Below are 16,851 nucleotides of genomic sequence, written 5' to 3'. Positions count from 1 at the left end.
CATCTTGATACGAGATGGTCTTTTTTATATTCTCCCAGTGATATTTTGAATAGGAGCGAAGAGAGAACGGCTTTTTTCTCTTGTCCAATCCATTTGATCAATATGAGATAGACTTTCAGAAAGTGTATTGGCCATAGACATGACAAGATGAAGGCGTGTGTTTTGGAGAACGAAGTATTCCATAAAGCCGCTCACATTGACGATCCCATTAATATGAATATCTCCTACCTCTGGCAGTTCCTTTTGTACACCTGCTCCAGGCTTTAACGGTCCATCTCCAATTTGGAAGGAGCCTACACTTTTCACTCTTCCTAAACAGGCATCAATCGCTACAATAAACGGATGTTTATGAGCTTGTTCAATTTCGGCGAGCTTTTCTTTTAAATTGACCGCATGAACTGGGTCAGAGAGCGTGCCATATACATGAAGCTTTTTCAAATCAAGACCTGAAAGCTTTGTACCAACAAGTGGACCTAGAGAGTCGCCAGTTGAGCGGTCTGTTCCAATACAAACGATGGCAACGGGTCTTTTTCCTGCTTTCTGAAGATGCGAGAATAAAATACTTTTAAGCTGTTGAATGGCGTTTGTATCCGTATGGGACACGTATTCTTTCATCCTATTTCTAAAAAAAAGACCGTTCTTGCTATTCATAGGTCTCACTTCCTTGTCATAGTAGTTAGTAACAGTATACGGAAACAAGCTTAATTCTATACCTATGAGGTGATGATTGTGTGGAAGGCTGGTTCAAGGTGGACGCTTTTAATTTTAGGAAGCTTAATAGGAGCGGGGTATGCTTCCGGCCAAGAAATTTGGCAGTTTTTTGGTATTGATAGTGGACTAGCCATTCTACTGTTTACATTGATGTTCATGCTGTCTACCTATGTGGTGTTAAAAATCAGTTATGAGGTACGTGCCGATCACTTTGTGCCAGTGCTAGAGCGGCTTGTCGGTCCATGGCTGGCTAAAGTGTATGATGTTTTAATTGTCCTTTATTTATTCACGACAACGACAGTCATGATTGCCGGTGGCGGAGTGACGCTCGAGATGTATCATGTGCCATTTTGGGTGGGTATCGGTGCATTTTGTTTATTTTCATTTATGATTTTTTTCTGGGATGTGAAAGGGCTTTTATCTGTGAATGCTTTCATTATACCAATTTTGGTGGCGGGGCTCATCTATGCATTTGTTTTTTATTATATGAACCATGATCATATGTGGCGGATTGATTTTGGGCAGCAGTACAATTGGCCTGCCAGCATTGTCTTTGCTTCTTTGAATATATTATCTGTAGTCGCAGTGCTGTCTTCGGTTGGAAAAGAAATGAAGGGGCTTGGCGAGGCAAAAGTGGCGAGTATATTAAGTGGCTTGATTTTTGGGGTCATCTCGTACGTGTATAACGAAATACTGGTTGATATTTCTGGGAGCCTATCAGCAGAAGGCATTCCTTTGTTTACAGTATTAGAAGGAGCGCCGACATCATTGTTTGTGTTTATGACTGTTGTCCTTTGTCTAGCCATTTATACGACGACAGCGGCAGGTTTATTTGGTTTATCGAGCCGAATGCTCTCTTTTGTACCATTGCCCCGCTGGCTGGTTGTGTTCGTGATGCTTCTGTTGATGGCGCCTTTGACATCTCTTGGGTTTGCCGATTTAATTGCTTTCTTGTATCCGATATACAGCTTGCTGAATCTTTATTTGCTTGTCTGTTTAATGCTATATCCGATTTTAAGTAAAAAGATATTTTCTCGCCCTAAAAATTATATTGATAAAATAAAATAAGCACCTCTCTTTGTCAGAGCTGTGCTTATTTTATCCGAATAGAGTCAATGGCGTCTTTGATATCATCATAGACTGGCATTTGCTTGAGACGCTGAAGGCGTTCCTCTAATTCTGAAATGGCTTGTCCCTTTAAATGCTGGGAGATGTGTTGCTTGACAATGGTCGTCTGGTTGATCATGTCTTCGGTTTTAGACAATTGATACTCCAAGTGCACGCGAGTGTTTGCTAATTCGTCATGCAGTCGCATTTTGAGCAGCCGTTTTAGATCTTTTCGCTGTCCTTCTCTTCGTAGGGCCTGAATTGCGGCTATTTCTTCTGGGGACTGCGTTTGCGTTTGTGGTGCCGATTGATTTTCAAATACAGACATGGATCGGCGGGTACTCACATTTTGCAAGAAACGCTGGGCGTCACTAGGAGGTTTATTTTGATTGATCATGCGGCGACTCCTTTCTTAATGAATACCCATTTGCATCGCAAGGCGCCTATCTGCCTTGGCGTAATCATCACCCATTGTGTACATATGTCTTGAAAGGGAAGAAAGTTCTTGTTCGTAATCTCTCAAGGTGTACAGGGCATTCAGTTGTTTTTCGTGTGAATAAAAGGAGGAATGATGTTGTTCCATCCTCACTTCTTCTACCAATGCTTCCACATCACTTGAACTTAATAAATCATAGTGGCCAAAGCCGACGAGTCCTTTGAGCTCTTGTTTTACATGCTGGACGGCGTCTTTTACACTTTCATCGATCCCATCGATTTTATCAAATATAGTGTGTACTTCATGTTCAATCACACTTTGGAGATCGTAGGATGAATTTTTCAGTAAATGGGATTTTATGATAATTTCTAGACCGCTTTGTGCATATGCACGTCCAGAATGGATTTCTTGCAACAGCAAGGCTGTAAAACTTGTATTATGATCAAGCTGTTCATCTAAAATCCGGGCAGATCCATCTTTGTGGAATGAATACCCATTTCCTTTTAAACTCCCAGAAATAAGAGCTAAAAAGGCATTTGTATCAAAGGATTCGTTCCATTCTATATTCATAGACGCAAAAGCTGATTTTAAAAAGGTGTCAATTTCTCTTTGTTTATATTTAACGGATTCTTGGGCGTCGCCTTGCTGCCTTGGCGGTACGGTGTACTTCACTTGACCAACTCCATGATCATGGCGATTGAGTAAACCTACATAATGACTGGGTTGAATATATTCAGTCAAGATCCGTTTATATTGACCTTGCTGCGCTTTCTGCTGAATCGAAGGCGCCAAACTGCTCCATATATTTGGGCTATCAAAGGTGACGGCTTTTTTGACAGCTGGCTGTTCTGTTGCAACATAAGCACAAACAGCACCGGCAAGGGCTTGTCCAGTGAGATAGATACCTGCATTGGGATGCTTCTGGCTGACTTGCTCTATGTATTCCTTCCCTTTAAAAAAGACATGATCTTGATTGCTATCAAGGGACTTCCTTTCAATTGGATAGGCATAATCCGTTTTGAGCAATGACTGTGCCGCGGTGTGTACATCTTGTGGCGAGGTCACCGGCATTTGCTTTGGCATCGGACAGTGAAAAGCGACGATGAACTCGTCTGATTGTTCAGGCTGCATCGTTAAACCATATAATTGATGATCGACCTTGAGAAAATCATGGACAGTGAGCGTTTGCTGACCTATTTCTATCGTATGGTGCTGCTGGTAATTGTCTATGTTTCCAGCATGATCGGATATGATTTTATATTCTTTATCAGTTAATCTATCCTTTCGATTGACCATCGTACCTGCTCCCTCACATAACATTTATGCAGATATCATAAATCAAAAAATATGGAAAAACCACAGCGTTCTACCAATAAAAACCTTTTGACCTACGGTGTTTGTGACAATATTGAAAAAAAGCGGAGTTTAAGTAACTATTGGTCACAAATAAAATGATCTAAAAGAAGGGTTTTTTCTATAAAAAAGAATAGGATGAACGATTGAAAGAGGGTCTTTGCTTTGTGCATTGCTCTTCATCGCCGTTTTTTTGTACAATAGATTCAATGAAGTGAGCAAGAGAGGTGAAAGCTGATGGCAGACAAAGCGTTTGGGTTACATGACGTCGTTGAAATGAAAAAGCCCCATCCATGTGGTGTCAATCGGTGGAAAGTGATTCGGTTGGGCATGGATATTCGCATTAAATGTGAAGGCTGCGGGCATAGCGTCATGATCCCAAGAAGAGACTTTGAAAGAAAAATGAAGAAAATTCTCGTCAAGCATGAGGAGCCAACTGCTTAAGTAGGCCTCATGCTTTTTTGATGAAATTCTTCTTTTGTATAGAAGAATTAGATGCAAATTCCTGTTTTGAAGGATTGATTTATTCTTTTTGGCAATGTTTCTTCTATTGATAATGCATAACGGTTAGCTTGTCTTTTCATGTAAACCTACTTATAATTGCTCTAGGTTCATATTACGCAGTATAACGAGCACGTTTGATATAGAGGAGATGAAAGAATGGCTTTAACAGCTGGTATTGTTGGCTTACCTAACGTCGGGAAGTCAACGCTATTTAATGCAATTACACAGGCTGGAGCGGAGTCTGCTAACTATCCGTTTTGTACCATTGATCCAAACGTCGGAATTGTAGAAGTTCCAGACGAACGTTTGCAAAAACTAACAGAATTGGTGCAGCCGAAAAAGACAGTTCCGACTGCTTTTGAATTCACTGATATTGCTGGTATTGTCAAAGGGGCTTCAAAAGGTGAAGGTTTAGGGAATAAATTCCTTTCTCACATTCGTCAAGTAGATGCGATCTGTCACGTGGTGAGAGCTTTTGCAGATGATAACATCACACATGTATCAGGTAAGGTTGACCCTGTGTCAGATATCGAAACCATTAATTTAGAGTTGATTTTGGCTGATTTAGAAACAGTTGAAAAACGTTTGGCTCGTGTCAGTAAGCTTGCAAAACAAAAGGATAAGGAAGCGGTAGCTGAATTTGATATTTTGTCGAAGCTAATGAACGCATTTGAAGCTGGGAAATCGGCAAGATCTGTAGAATTTACAGATGAGCAGCAAAAGCTTGTGAAACAGCTTCATTTACTCACATCTAAACCAGTTCTTTATGTAGCAAATGTGAGTGAGGATGAAGTAGCAGATCATGACGGCAACGAATATGTGCAGCAAATCCGTGAGTTTGCTTCTAGTGAAAATGCTGAAGTCATCGTCGTATGTGCGAAGATCGAGTCTGAAATTGCAGAGCTTGAAGGAGAAGAGAAGCAGATGTTCCTTGAAGAGCTTGGCATCAAAGAGTCAGGTCTAGATCAGCTGATTCAAGCATCTTATTCACTTCTTGGTTTAGCTACTTATTTCACAGCAGGAGAGCAGGAAGTACGCGCTTGGACGTTTAAAAAGGGAATGAAGGCACCGGAATGTGCTGGAATCATTCATACGGACTTTGAACGTGGGTTTATTCGTGCTGAAACGGTTGCATATGAAGATTTACTTGCTGGTGGAAGCATGTCTGCTGCAAAAGAGGCTGGAAAAGTCCGTCTAGAAGGTAAAGAATATGTAGTGAAAGATGGAGACGTCATTCATTTCCGTTTTAATGTATAGGTTCTTGTCATAGGCCAAGTAATTTGTTATAATATACAATTGTGAGTAATATAATTTATTGCTCCTTGCCCGTATAGGGCCGCTTAGACCAAAAGGAGGTGCAATCAGATGAGAAAGTACGAAGTTATGTACATCATCCGCCCAACAGTTGACGATGAGGCTAAAAAAGCAGTTATCGAGCGTTTCAATAACGTGTTAACTTCAAACGGTGCGGAGATCACTGGAACAAAGGATTGGGGTAAACGTCGTCTTGCATACGAAATCAACGATTTCCGTGAAGGCTTCTACCAAATCGTAAACGTTCAATCTGACGCTGCAGCAGTTCAAGAATTTGACCGCTTAGCTAAGATCAGTGACGATATCATTCGCCACATTGTTGTTAAAGAAGAAGTATAAATCATTGAAATATATATTTAAAGGTGGTCTTTCAATATGCTAAACCGTGTTGTATTGGTCGGAAGACTAACAAAAGACCCTGAGCTTCGCTACACGCCTAATGGTGCGGCTGTAGCCACGTTTACTCTAGCTGTGAATCGTACGTTTACGAATCAATCTGGAGAGCGTGAAGCCGATTTCATTAACTGTGTTACTTGGAGAAGACAAGCCGAGAACGTGGCTAATTTCTTGAAAAAAGGAAGTCTTGCCGGTGTAGACGGTCGTTTGCAGACAAGAAACTATGAAAATCAGCAAGGACAGCGTGTCTTCGTGACAGAAGTTCAAGCTGAAAGTGTTCAATTTCTTGAGCCTAAGAGCGGCGGTGCTGGTTCAGGTGGATACAGCGGCGGTGGCAATAGCGGAGGCCAGTATTATGGCGGTAGCCAAAACGATCAGAATCCATTCGGAAATGAACCAAGTCAAAATCCATATGGCAATCAAAGCAACCAACAAAATCGTAATCAGGGAAATAGCTTCAATGATGACCCATTTGCGAATGATGGTAAACCGATTGACATCTCCGATGATGATTTGCCATTCTAATTGATCTGAAAAATTGACTAAAGGAAAGGTGTGAAAACAAATGGCAGGTGGACGCAGAGGCGGTCGTGCGAAACGTCGTAAGGTATGTTTCTTTACTTCTAACGGTATCACGCACATCGATTACAAAGATGTTGATCTTCTTAGAAAGTTTGTTTCTGAGCGTGGTAAAATTTTACCTCGTCGTGTAACAGGAACTAGCGCTAAGTATCAACGTAAATTGACATTAGCGATTAAAAAATCACGTCAAATGGCATTACTTCCATACGTTACTGGTGAGTAAGTCGTTGACTTAAAAGCGGAGAGCCTCGAGCTCTCCGCTTTTTTTATTGTCTCAAGAAGATCTCATCCGAACTGACTAGAGCTGTTTTTGGCGGGCTCCTTAGGGGAAGTATGTAAAAGAGAGTAAAAGTGACAGTTTGTTCTATACAAATATGGGGTCGATCTGTCATATTGGTAGTCTAGAAAATAATTGCAGTCAGGGCGTGGGAAGATGATTGAATTTAAGAAGGTATCGATGCAATTTTCAGATGAGCGTTATGCCGTTGAATCCGTTGATTTAGAGATTCAAAAGGGTGAGTTTTTTGTATTCATTGGACCTAGTGGAAGCGGGAAAACGACGACATTGAAAATGATCAATCGTCTCATTTCTTCTACAGAAGGTGAGATTTACATAAAGGGTCAAAATATAAATGATTATGATATGTATGAGCTGCGCTGGGATATTGGGTATGTTCTGCAGCAAATTGCTCTTTTTCCTCATATGACCATTGAAGAAAATATCGCTGTGGTGCCAGAGCTCAAGCAATGGAGTCGGAACGAGATTAAAAAGCGAGTGGATGAATTGATGCAGATGGTTGGGCTTGATCCTGCTATGTATCGACATCGGAAGCCGTCAGAGCTATCTGGTGGACAGCAGCAGCGTATCGGTGTGGCACGTGCACTTGCAGCTGATCCTGAGATTATTCTGATGGATGAACCATTTAGTGCGTTAGATCCACTAACGAGGGAGAAATTGCAGGATGATCTGCTTGATTTGCAGCGCCGTATTCAAAAGACCATTGTTTTCGTGACGCATGATATGCAGGAGGCGATGAGGCTTGGTGATCGAATTTGTATCATGAAGGAAGGGAAAGTGGTGCAGATTGGTCGTCCAGAGGAATTGGTTCAACACCCAGTCAATGCTTTTGTTCGGGAGTTTGTCTCCGGGGCTGCTCGCCATGTAGGACAACAAGCGTTTGAGCTAGAAGTCTTGGCTAGACCAATGGCTCACGAGGCTCTTTTAGGCTATGAAGTGATCACAGCACATACCACGCTGGATGAGGTCTTATCCCAATTGGCAAAGCATGAGGAATTGGCTGTGGAAAAGGATGGGGAGCGAATTGGACTAGTGAATCGTCAAGCGGTGATTCAGTTTTTAGCTGATTCTCCTAGAGAGAGGGGCGAGTCACATGAATGATTGGATCAGTGTGTTATTGGATCGAAAAGAACAATTGGGACACGCCTTGCTTGAGCATATTCAAATTTCGTTTATTGCTTTATTTTTAGCCATTTTGATTGCCATTCCCTTAGGTATCTATTTAACGAGGGTGCCAAAGCTTGCAGAATGGGTGATTGGGGTGACGGCGGTCTTGCAAACAATCCCGTCGCTTGCGCTGCTTGGCTTGCTGATTCCTCTCGTTGGGATTGGGCAAGTGCCTGCGATTATTGCGCTTGTCGTTTATGCCCTACTCCCTATTTTAAGAAATACATATACAGGTATTCAGGAGGTCGATCCTTCCCTGAGGGAAGCGGCGCTTGCCATGGGAATGAATCATCGTAAACGGTTATTAAAGGTGGAACTGCCTCTGGCCATGCCAGTTATCATGGCAGGTATCCGAACCGGGATGGTTCTCATTGTGGGAACTGCCACTCTTGCCGCACTGATCGGAGCTGGGGGATTAGGAAGTCTGATTTTGCTGGGAATTGACCGAAATGATATGTCACTCATTGTCATTGGCGCTATACCAGCAGCCTTACTCGCACTCTTATTTGATGTGGTGCTGCGTACATTTGAGAAAATTTCTTTTAAAAAGACTGTGATTTCTGTGACGGTTTTTGCTGTGATTGCAGGAGCTATTGTCGCGGGCCCAGCACTTTTTCAACAAGAAAAAAAAGAAATCACCATCGGTGGAAAGCTAGGATCAGAGCCTGAAATTCTGATCTCGATGTATAAGCTTTTAATTGAACAGGATACGGATATTCAAGTCAATCTTAAGCCTGGTCTTGGCAAGACGTCTTTTGTTTTTCAAGCTTTACGTTCTGGTGATATTGACATTTATCCTGAGTTTACGGGTACTGCAATTTCTGAGTTCCTTAAACAAACAGCGAAAAGCACAGATAAAGAAAAAGTGTATGAGCAAGCGCGGCGCGGTTTGGAATCATCCTTTCAGCTCCGCCTTCTTGAGCCGATGGCTTACAACAATACGTATGCTTTAGCCGTGCCTCAGTCGCTGGCTGATCAATATGATGTATCCAATATTTCTGATCTAGCTAAAATCAAGAATCGCATAAAGGCTGGATTCACCTTAGAATTTTCTGATCGACAGGACGGGTATCGAGGTATTCAAAAGACCTATCAATTTTCCTTTGATGATGTAGTGACGATGGAACCGAAGCTTCGGTATCGAGCGATTCAAAAAGGAGATATCAATTTAGTCGATGCGTATTCGACAGACAGTGAATTGAGGCAATACAAATTAAAGGTGCTTGATGATGATCAGCATGTTTTCCCGCCATATCAAGGAGCACCGCTGTTAAGGCAGGAGACATTAACGGAGTACCCTGAGATTGAGGCTTCTCTCAATAAGCTTGGTGGTCAAATCACAGACGATGAGATGAGAGAAATGAATTATGAAGTGAATGTGAATGGTAAGGATGCATATCAGGTAGCGAAAGCCTATTTAAAAAAGAAAAAATTACTGCGATAATCATGGAAGAGCAGGTCTGTTATGTAAAAGCAGACCTGCTTTTTTAAAAGGAAAAACAAAAATCGTTGACTTTTATTTAAAAACATCATATCCTTAATTCGAGATAAATATATTTTTTTGATTTAATATCTCGAATTCGAGATAATATAAAGACGTCAGTAAAGACATAATGAATAGAGGCTTGTTACTTCATGATTAGGAGGTCATTAGAAGTGAAGAAAACAGAAGGAATTCACCATATCACAGCAATTGTAGGACATCCTCAGGAGAACGTTGATTTTTATGCAGGTGTTTTAGGACTTCGTCTCGTGAAGAAGACCGTGAATTTTGATGATCCAGGTACTTACCATTTATATTTTGGAAATGAAGGAGGATCTCCGGGAACGATTATCACGTTTTTCCCTTGGCCAGGTGCACAAAAGGGACAAATTGGTGCAGGTCAAGTGGGCGTGACGACATATGTCGTACCGCCAGGCGCTTTCTCTTTCTGGAAGGAACGTCTTGAGCAATTTGATATTTCTTATGAAATGGTTGAACGCTTTGGTGAACCCTTTCTCTCACTTGAAGATCCACACGGCTTGTTGATTGAGCTTGTAGAGCGTGCGGAAGGGAAACAAAATGAGTGGACATTTAACGGAGTCACACCAGATGTCGCGATCAAAGGATTTGGCGGAGCTGTTTTGTTAACATCACAGCCTGAGCAAACGATGCAGCTGCTCGAACAAACAATGGGTTTTGAACGAGTTGGAGCAGAAGAGGACTATGTGAGATTCCGTTCGTTTGGTGAGATAGGCAATGTCATTGATGTGAACAAGACACCTGTTGCACGCGGACGTATGGGTGTTGGAGTGGTGCATCATATTGCATGGAGAGCGACAGATGATCAGGATCAATTAGATTGGCAAAGACATATTGCGCAAAGCGGGTATCAAGTGACACCTGTGCAAGATCGAAATTACTTCAATGCCATTTATTTTAGAGAGCTTGGCGGCATATTATTTGAAATTGCGACTGATCCTCCAGGGTTTGCACACGACGAATCAGTGGAAACAATGGGTGAAGCATTGAAACTGCCACCGCAATATGAGGCGCAGCGCAGTCAGATTGAACAAATTGTACTGCCTATTGAGGTAAGAGAAATCAAAGGGAAAGGAGATTTATGATGAAACATCTTTTTCGAAAAGGAAAGAATGAACAAAGACCTGTTTTGTTATTACTGCATGGTACTGGCGGGACGGAAGAAGATTTATTGCCGCTTGCCGATTTAGTAGATGCTGACGCATCCGTTCTTAGTGTGAGAGGGAATGTGTTGGAAAACGGTATGCCGCGCTTTTTCAGACGTTTAGCAGAGGGTGTTTTCGATGAGCAGGATTTAATTGAGCGGACAGAGGAACTTTATACATTTATCGGAGAAGCAGCAGATGAATATGGGTTCGATCGTCACAATGTCGTCGCTCTCGGATATTCCAATGGGGCGAACATTGCAGGAAGTCTTTTATTCCATTACGAGGATGCGTTAAAAGGAGCGATCCTGCATCATCCAATGGTTCCAAGACGCGGAGTTTCATTGCCTTCATTGGCGGGGAAACAAGTCTTTATCGCAGCTGGTGAAAATGACCCAATGTGCCGTCCAGAGGAATCACAGGAGCTTGAGCAATTGCTGCAAGGCGCAGGCGCTTCGGTCACACTACATTGGGAAAATCGCGGACATCAGCTAACGAGAGAAGAAGTCGATGCTGCGGCATTATGGTATCGTCGTCAATTTTAATGAAGGTAGGGAATATAGATGGGATTTTTACAGAAGCTTTTTGGGCAAACCAAACAAAAGGAGATGGAACAAATGGAAAACGTAAAATTAGCAATTATTTATTATAGTTCAACAGGTACAAACTATCAGATGGCAAAATGGGCAGAGGCTGGAGCGAAAGAAGCTGGCGCTGAAGTGAAAGTATTAAAGGTTGCTGAATTGGCACCAGAAGCAGTTGTAGCATCAAATCCAGCATGGAAAGCACATTTAGACGAAACAAAGGATGTCCCAGAGGTTCAATTAAGTGATTTAGAGTGGGCAGATGCCATCATCTTTAGCATGCCAACACGTTTTGGTAACCTACCGGCTCAAATGAAGCAATTCTTAGACACAACTGGCGGCTTATGGTTCCAAGGGAAATTGGCAAACAAAGCAGTGAGTGCGATGACCTCTGCACAAAACCCAAATGGTGGGCAGGAGCAGACCATTCTCAGTCTTTACACAACGATGTTCCACTGGGGAGCGATTATTGCCGCTCCTGGATACACAGATGACTCATTATACGGTGCAGGGGGCAACCCTTACGGCGTGAGTGTCACTGTTGACCAAAATGGAAAGATCCAAGAGGACGCAGAAGCTGCTGCAAAACATCAAGCAAAACGTACAGTCAATGTAGCAGAATGGATCAAAAAAGGTCAAAACGCTTAATCAATGAATACAAAAAGAATGCAGCCTAGGCGCTGCATTCTTTTTTATTTAATAAGGATCTGATGGTGTGCTGTTGTTGATCGCTTCGTCTACAGCTTGTGCGGCGCCTGTAGATCCTATAGGTCCGCTTGGCTGCTCTTGTTTAAAAGCTTTTAAGCCGTCAGCGACACGCTTTCCGTAATCAGGGTCAGCCTTTGTAAAGTTTTCGATCATTTGCTCTTGAATGTCTTTTTGACAGGTCGCAAGGGTGTTGACTAAGTTCTTAATCAATTCCTCACGTTCCCAATCATTGAAGCGGCGATACGTTTCTCCGGCTTGTCCGAAGTTGTTCGGGCGGTCAATGGCTTCCCGTTTGACGTCACCCTCTACAAAAGGCGTATGATCCTTTCCATCCTGCTTGGCTTCTTTTAATCCTCCGAGGATCGATGGTTCATAATTCACATGGGGATTTTGTCCTTTGCCTTGATCGACCTGGTATTCCATTTGCCCATCTCTTTGATTCGTGGCGACATGTTTTTTCGGTGCATTGATCGGCAGCTGTAAATAGTTCGGTCCCACACGATATCGCTGCGTATCAGAGTAAGAGAAGGTGCGCCCTTGAAGCAATTTATCATCTGAGAAATCCAAACCGTCTACGAGAACGCCAGTCCCAAAGGCAACCTGCTCAACTTCTGCGAAATAATTTTCTGGATTTTTATTTAATACCATCCGTCCGATCGGTTTCCATGGATAGTCATCCTTGTACCAAAGCTTTGTCGGATCAAGCGGATCAAAATCGAGGTGAGGGTGGGCATCATCTTCCATGATCTGCGCATAGACCTCCCATTCAGGATGATTTCCTTGCTCAATGGCTTCATATAAATCCTGTGTGGCATGATTAAAGTTTTCACCTTGTATCGCTTGAGCCTGTTCTTGCGTCAGGTTGCGAATCCCTTGCTTCGGTTCAAAGTGATATTTGACCAGCACTGCTTTTCCTTCATGGTTCACCCATTTGTACGCATGGACACCTGAGCCTTGCATGTGGCGATAGGTTGCTGGGATGCCCCAAGGTGAGAAGAGAAATGTCACCATATGCGTCGCTTCAGGAGATTGCGAAACGAAGTCGAAAATACGCTCGCCGTCCTGCCGATTGGTGACAGGATCAGGCTTAAAGGCATGAACCAAATCTGGAAACTTCAAAGCATCTCGAATAAAGAAAATTTTCAGGTTGTTTCCAACGAGGTCCCAGTTGCCTTCTTCTGTATAAAATTTAATCGCAAACCCTCTCGGATCGCGCAACGTTTCTGGCGAATGACCGCCGTGAATGACAGAAGAAAAACGGACGAAAACAGGTGTCTTTTTCCCTTTTTCCTGAAATAACTTTGCTCTTGTATAAGTAGAAATAGGTTCATCACCGAATGTGCCATAGGCTTCAAAATAACCGTGAGCTCCGGCCCCGCGCGCATGGACGACACGTTCAGGAATACGTTCGCGATCAAAATGACTGATTTTCTCTAGGAAATCGTAGTTTTCAAGCGTAGTGGGTCCTCTATTCCCAACGGTTCTCATATTTTGATTGTCTGTTACGGGATGACCTTGACGATTTGTTAAAGTGTCTTCTGACTCTGAAGATGGTTTAGGGTGTTGATCTTCTTTCAATTAAATCCCTCCTTCAATATCTCCCTAACAATATGGTCATCTTTCTCCCTATTTCATACAAGGATTGATATAATGATTGAAAACTTTCACGAGGAGCGAACCTGATGATTCGATTACACTGCCTTCATGCCCATCCGTCTAATCAGTCCTATATAGAAGAGGTGTTTGGTGATACCGATGTTGAGCTGCATCACACGGTCGATTCATCATTTATAGAACGTGCTACACAAGATCCCGATTTTAATCCTCACAAGCAGCAAACCTATGCCATCAACAAATTGATGAAAGAAGATGAAGCCGACATCATTCTGCTCACGTGTACACAATACATTGCCGCCTTGGGTGATCAGCAGCATCTCTTTAAGCAACCGATTGTTCCGATTGATGAACCGTTATTTGAACTGATTTGTCAGAGAAAAGGGCCTCTTCAACTTGTGTTTTCAAACCCGGATACAGTGGATGGGACAATGGAGCGGCTTGAATCATATGCAAAAGAGCACGGCAAACAGATTGATGCAGAGGTTATGGTGATGGAGGATATCTTTCACCTTTGCCTAAACGGTGACATGCATGCTTATGAGGAGCAAATTAAAAAGCAGCTCAGAAGATGTATGAAAAAAAGTGGAGACATTTGCGTGATGCAGCTATCGATGGTTTATGCGGCACAGCAGATGGAAAAGGAGACAGGCATTCCGATCATTCATCCGCTTTCCCCACTTAAACAGTTTGTCCATCAAACAATATCCGCTTTGAAGGAGTGAACCTGTCTGGTTCGCTCTTTTTGTATAGAAACGGAAATGGGATGACATGTTAAAAAATAATCGAGCGCAAACTATTTTCAAAAGGTGCGCGTCTATCCATTGTAAGAAATAACCGATGCGCATTTAAGATAAAGGAGCTCTTTGTAAAATGAAGAAACGAAAAATTGAGGATCAATTTGCTGATTACGTAATGGAGCATAAACACAGTTTTTATCGATTGTCCTATAGTTATGTCAAAAACCCAGAAGATGCGATGGATGTCGTTCAAGAGGCGATTCATAAAGCACTCAAATCTGTTCACCGATTAGAGGATGCGACCAAGATGCATAGCTGGTTTTATAAAATCGTGGTGAACGCAGCCCTAGACTTTTTACGAAAGAAGAAGCGGGTGCAGGTGACAGACGATGACACGCTTGAATTCTTATCACAGGGTGAATTAGATGTCTATGAAGATCAAGATGTCAGACGAGCCATAGAGGATTTGCCCGACATGTACCGGGTCATCATTATCTTGAGATTCTTTGAAGATTTAAAACTAGAGGACATCGCCCACATTCTCGAAGAAAACGAAAACACCATCAAAACAAGATTATATAAGGCGTTGCGGCTTTTAAAAGTAGAATTATCGCAGGAGGAAATATAAATGGATAAGTATTTGGAACAGTTAAAAGAGGAATATTTAGAAATCCCTATTCCGCCGGAATATGATGCTATGGTTGAACGGACATTAAAACGAAAAAACAAAAAACCTCATTTTCAGCAATGGACGATCGGACTTGTTGCTGCGGCTGCTCTATTTGTCACGACTGTGAATGTCAGTCCACAGGCGGCAAGAGCGATTTCGGAGATACCTGTCATTGGCGAGCTGGTGAAAGTCGTGACATTCACAGAATTTAAAAAGAGCGATCAAGGAACGAATATTGACCTTAAAACACCACACGTTTCAGGGCTTGGGGACGGAAAATTACAAGACAGCCTGAATCAAAAATATTTAGCTGAAAATAAAAAGCTGTATCAAGATTTTGAGAAGGAAACAAAGGGTTATAAAAATGGTCATTTAAGTGTAGAGAGCGGATATGAAGTGAGAACAAACAATGATCAAATTCTTTCACTAGGTCGATACAAGGTGACGACTCAAGCTTCTGCGGCAGAGGAAATGACGTATGATACGGTGGATAAGAAAAATCATGTACTCATTACATTACCAAGCTTGTTTAAAGATGACCGTTATATTGATGTGATTAGTGAAAATATTAAAGACCAAATGAAGAAACAGATGAAAGAGGATTCAAATAAGATTTATTGGATTACCAAGCAAGATACGGTTGATCCGTTTAAGAAGATTCAGCCAGATCAAAGCTTCTATATCAATTCAAAAGGCAAACTGGTGATTTCCTTTAATGAATATGATGTGGCGCCTGGTTACATGGGTGTAGTGGAATTTACGATTCCAACAAGTGTGTTAAAGGATGTCCTTGTAAGTGATATGTACATTCATTAAAAGAAGAAACAAGACTGCTGAACATGTCAGCAGTCTTGTTGTGTTTATGAAGAAAGTGCGTCTGTCAGTGCAGGTACGACTTGTTTCTTTCTTGATACAACACCTTTTAGTAAAGCGGTGTTGTTTTCAAGTGTGACGTTAAATGCTTTTTCTACTTTTGCAGCTTCGGCACCGAGTGCAAGTGCAAGAGAGTCATTTTCTAGGATGTCTGTGATCACTAGAACGAATAGATCAAGACCTTTCGCTGCGATGACTTCATTGATTTTCGCTTCAATATCAGCCTGTCTTGCTGTAACTTCTGCGATATCTACTGTATTGACTTGCGCAATTTCCACTTTGCTATTTCCTAGTGCGAATTCTTTTGCATCAATTGTAATTAGTTCTTGAACCGTTTTTTGGCTTAGGTCAGCGCCAGCTTTTAGCATGTCTAGGCCGTAAACTTCTGGATCTACCCCTGCGATTTTTGCGAGCTCATGCGCAGCATCAATGTCTTGTTGTGTGCATGTTGGTGATTTGAATAGCAAGGAATCAGAAATGATTGCAGATAAAAGTAAACCAGCGATTTCTTTTTCAATCTTCACTTGGTTCTCTTTGTACATTTTGTTTAAGATTGTTGCTGTACAGCCAACAGGCTCAGCGCGATAGTATAGAGGTTCACTTGTTTCAAAGTTGGCAATACGGTGATGGTCAATGACCTCAGTCACTTGTACTTGATCAATATCGCTTACACTTTGTTGGAATTCGTTATGATCGACAAGAATGACTTGCTTTGTTTCGTTTGCAGCCGTTTCAATGAAACGAGGTGCTTCTTGTTTAAAGAAATCTAATGCGAATTGTGTTTCTCCATTGATTTCTCCAAGTCTGACGGCTTCTGCTTCGACGCCGATTTTGTTTTTTAGATCAGCGTAAGCGATAGCAGAGCAAATCGTGTCTGTGTCAGGGTTTTTGTGTCCGAATACGAGTGTTTTTCCCATGTGAATTCTCCTTCTTACATTTATTGATGATGCTTCTATTCTAACAGCTTTTGACCTTGAATTCAGGGTTTATAGCTAAGAATAATCTAAAAAATTGTAACATGCTGTTTGAAAAGTTGCATGTACGAATCGAAATCAGTGTTCCACGTGAAACGCTCCTAAGATAGCCTGCATTTTACTTGCGATTTACCGCTATGGTAAAATAAAGGT

General features: G+C 42.0%; 19 protein-coding genes. 14 read left to right on the top strand and 5 right to left on the bottom strand.

The window, feature by feature from the left end:
* Positions 1-24: 24 nt before the first annotated feature.
* The gene (gene yyaC, locus NSQ36_RS19050; RefSeq protein ID WP_253621945.1) at positions 25-651 is read right to left on the bottom strand and encodes a spore protease YyaC; all 627 of its coding nucleotides are present in this window, start codon (positions 649-651) and stop codon (positions 25-27) included.
* 72 nt (positions 652-723) lie between these two features.
* Between yyaC and NSQ36_RS19045 the strand changes: the two genes are divergently transcribed.
* Positions 724-1,779: a hypothetical protein gene (locus NSQ36_RS19045; RefSeq protein ID WP_081106482.1), complete on the top strand. Its 1,056-nt coding sequence runs from the start codon at positions 724-726 to the stop codon at positions 1,777-1,779.
* Between the two features lie 25 nt (positions 1,780-1,804).
* Here NSQ36_RS19045 and NSQ36_RS19040 read toward each other — a convergent pair whose 3' ends face one another.
* Both NSQ36_RS19040 and NSQ36_RS19035 read right to left on the bottom strand, forming a co-directional pair.
* Complete coding sequence (locus tag NSQ36_RS19040) at positions 1,805-2,215, bottom strand: hypothetical protein (RefSeq protein WP_003215287.1); 411 nt, start codon at positions 2,213-2,215, stop codon at positions 1,805-1,807.
* 15 nt (positions 2,216-2,230) lie between these two features.
* Positions 2,231-3,550 (bottom strand): hydrolase, encoded by a 1,320-nt coding sequence (locus NSQ36_RS19035; protein WP_050944672.1) that lies wholly within the window; start codon positions 3,548-3,550, stop codon positions 2,231-2,233.
* A gap of 294 nt (positions 3,551-3,844) precedes the next feature.
* Between NSQ36_RS19035 and NSQ36_RS19030 the strand changes: the two genes are divergently transcribed.
* The 10 genes from NSQ36_RS19030 to wrbA all read left to right on the top strand — a co-directional run bounded on the left by NSQ36_RS19030 (position 3,845) and on the right by wrbA (position 11,767).
* Entirely contained in the window at positions 3,845-4,051 is a 207-nt protein-coding gene (locus NSQ36_RS19030) for a DUF951 domain-containing protein (protein WP_012011910.1), read from the top strand.
* A 216-nt stretch (positions 4,052-4,267) separates the two neighbouring features.
* Positions 4,268-5,368, top strand: a complete 1,101-nt coding sequence (ychF, locus tag NSQ36_RS19025) for a redox-regulated ATPase YchF (protein WP_003214682.1) — start codon at positions 4,268-4,270, stop codon at positions 5,366-5,368.
* Between the two features lie 108 nt (positions 5,369-5,476).
* Positions 5,477-5,764, top strand: a complete 288-nt coding sequence (rpsF, locus tag NSQ36_RS19020; RefSeq protein WP_003215073.1) for a 30S ribosomal protein S6 — start codon at positions 5,477-5,479, stop codon at positions 5,762-5,764.
* 36 nt (positions 5,765-5,800) lie between these two features.
* Positions 5,801-6,346 carry a single-stranded DNA-binding protein SsbA gene (gene ssbA / locus NSQ36_RS19015; protein WP_003215157.1) on the top strand — a complete coding sequence of 182 codons (546 nt, stop codon included), beginning with the start codon at positions 5,801-5,803 and terminating at the stop codon, positions 6,344-6,346.
* A 40-nt stretch (positions 6,347-6,386) separates the two neighbouring features.
* On the top strand, positions 6,387-6,626 hold the full coding sequence (gene rpsR, locus NSQ36_RS19010; protein WP_008347556.1) for a 30S ribosomal protein S18: 240 nt from the start codon (positions 6,387-6,389) through the stop codon (positions 6,624-6,626).
* A gap of 210 nt (positions 6,627-6,836) precedes the next feature.
* Positions 6,837-7,802 carry an ABC transporter ATP-binding protein gene (locus NSQ36_RS19005; protein WP_253621946.1) on the top strand — a complete coding sequence of 322 codons (966 nt, stop codon included), beginning with the start codon at positions 6,837-6,839 and terminating at the stop codon, positions 7,800-7,802.
* Positions 7,795-9,312, top strand: coding sequence for an osmoprotectant update ABC transporter permease/substrate-binding subunit OpuFB (gene opuFB, locus NSQ36_RS19000; protein ID WP_253621947.1), 1,518 nt, complete (start codon positions 7,795-7,797; stop codon positions 9,310-9,312). The genes NSQ36_RS19005 and opuFB overlap by 8 nt, the downstream gene beginning before the upstream one ends.
* A gap of 191 nt (positions 9,313-9,503) precedes the next feature.
* Positions 9,504-10,475 carry a ring-cleaving dioxygenase gene (locus NSQ36_RS18995; RefSeq protein WP_253621948.1) on the top strand — a complete coding sequence of 324 codons (972 nt, stop codon included), beginning with the start codon at positions 9,504-9,506 and terminating at the stop codon, positions 10,473-10,475.
* The gene (locus NSQ36_RS18990) at positions 10,472-11,080 is read left to right on the top strand and encodes an alpha/beta hydrolase (RefSeq protein ID WP_034620304.1); all 609 of its coding nucleotides are present in this window, start codon (positions 10,472-10,474) and stop codon (positions 11,078-11,080) included. Before NSQ36_RS18995 ends, NSQ36_RS18990 begins: the two co-directional genes overlap by 4 nt.
* A gap of 18 nt (positions 11,081-11,098) precedes the next feature.
* Positions 11,099-11,767: an NAD(P)H:quinone oxidoreductase gene (gene wrbA, locus NSQ36_RS18985; RefSeq protein WP_034620302.1), complete on the top strand. Its 669-nt coding sequence runs from the start codon at positions 11,099-11,101 to the stop codon at positions 11,765-11,767.
* 48 nt (positions 11,768-11,815) lie between these two features.
* On the opposite strand, the gene katX is transcribed toward wrbA, so the two are convergent.
* Complete coding sequence (gene katX, locus NSQ36_RS18980) at positions 11,816-13,405, bottom strand: catalase KatX (protein ID WP_339206460.1); 1,590 nt, start codon at positions 13,403-13,405, stop codon at positions 11,816-11,818.
* Positions 13,406-13,509: 104 nt separating this feature from the next.
* On the opposite strand from katX, the gene NSQ36_RS18975 reads away from it, so the two are divergent.
* From NSQ36_RS18975 to NSQ36_RS18965, 3 genes are all read left to right on the top strand, one after another.
* Positions 13,510-14,166, top strand: coding sequence for a hypothetical protein (locus NSQ36_RS18975; protein WP_137054094.1), 657 nt, complete (start codon positions 13,510-13,512; stop codon positions 14,164-14,166).
* A gap of 148 nt (positions 14,167-14,314) precedes the next feature.
* The gene (locus NSQ36_RS18970) at positions 14,315-14,809 is read left to right on the top strand and encodes an RNA polymerase sigma factor (RefSeq protein WP_212046509.1); all 495 of its coding nucleotides are present in this window, start codon (positions 14,315-14,317) and stop codon (positions 14,807-14,809) included.
* On the top strand, positions 14,810-15,667 hold the full coding sequence (locus tag NSQ36_RS18965) for a DUF3298 and DUF4163 domain-containing protein (RefSeq protein WP_044139051.1): 858 nt from the start codon (positions 14,810-14,812) through the stop codon (positions 15,665-15,667).
* 44 nt (positions 15,668-15,711) lie between these two features.
* Here NSQ36_RS18965 and NSQ36_RS18960 read toward each other — a convergent pair whose 3' ends face one another.
* Complete coding sequence (locus tag NSQ36_RS18960) at positions 15,712-16,641, bottom strand: manganese-dependent inorganic pyrophosphatase (protein WP_335353060.1); 930 nt, start codon at positions 16,639-16,641, stop codon at positions 15,712-15,714.
* Positions 16,642-16,851: the final 210 nt, after the last annotated feature.

Origin of the sequence: Bacillus sp. FSL W8-1143, from assembly GCF_037965155.1 — a bacterium.
GTDB lineage: Bacteria > Bacillota > Bacilli > Bacillales > Bacillaceae > Bacillus > Bacillus pumilus.
Note: the sequence above shows the minus strand (reverse complement) of the source record. Positions and strands in the feature narration are given on the sequence as shown.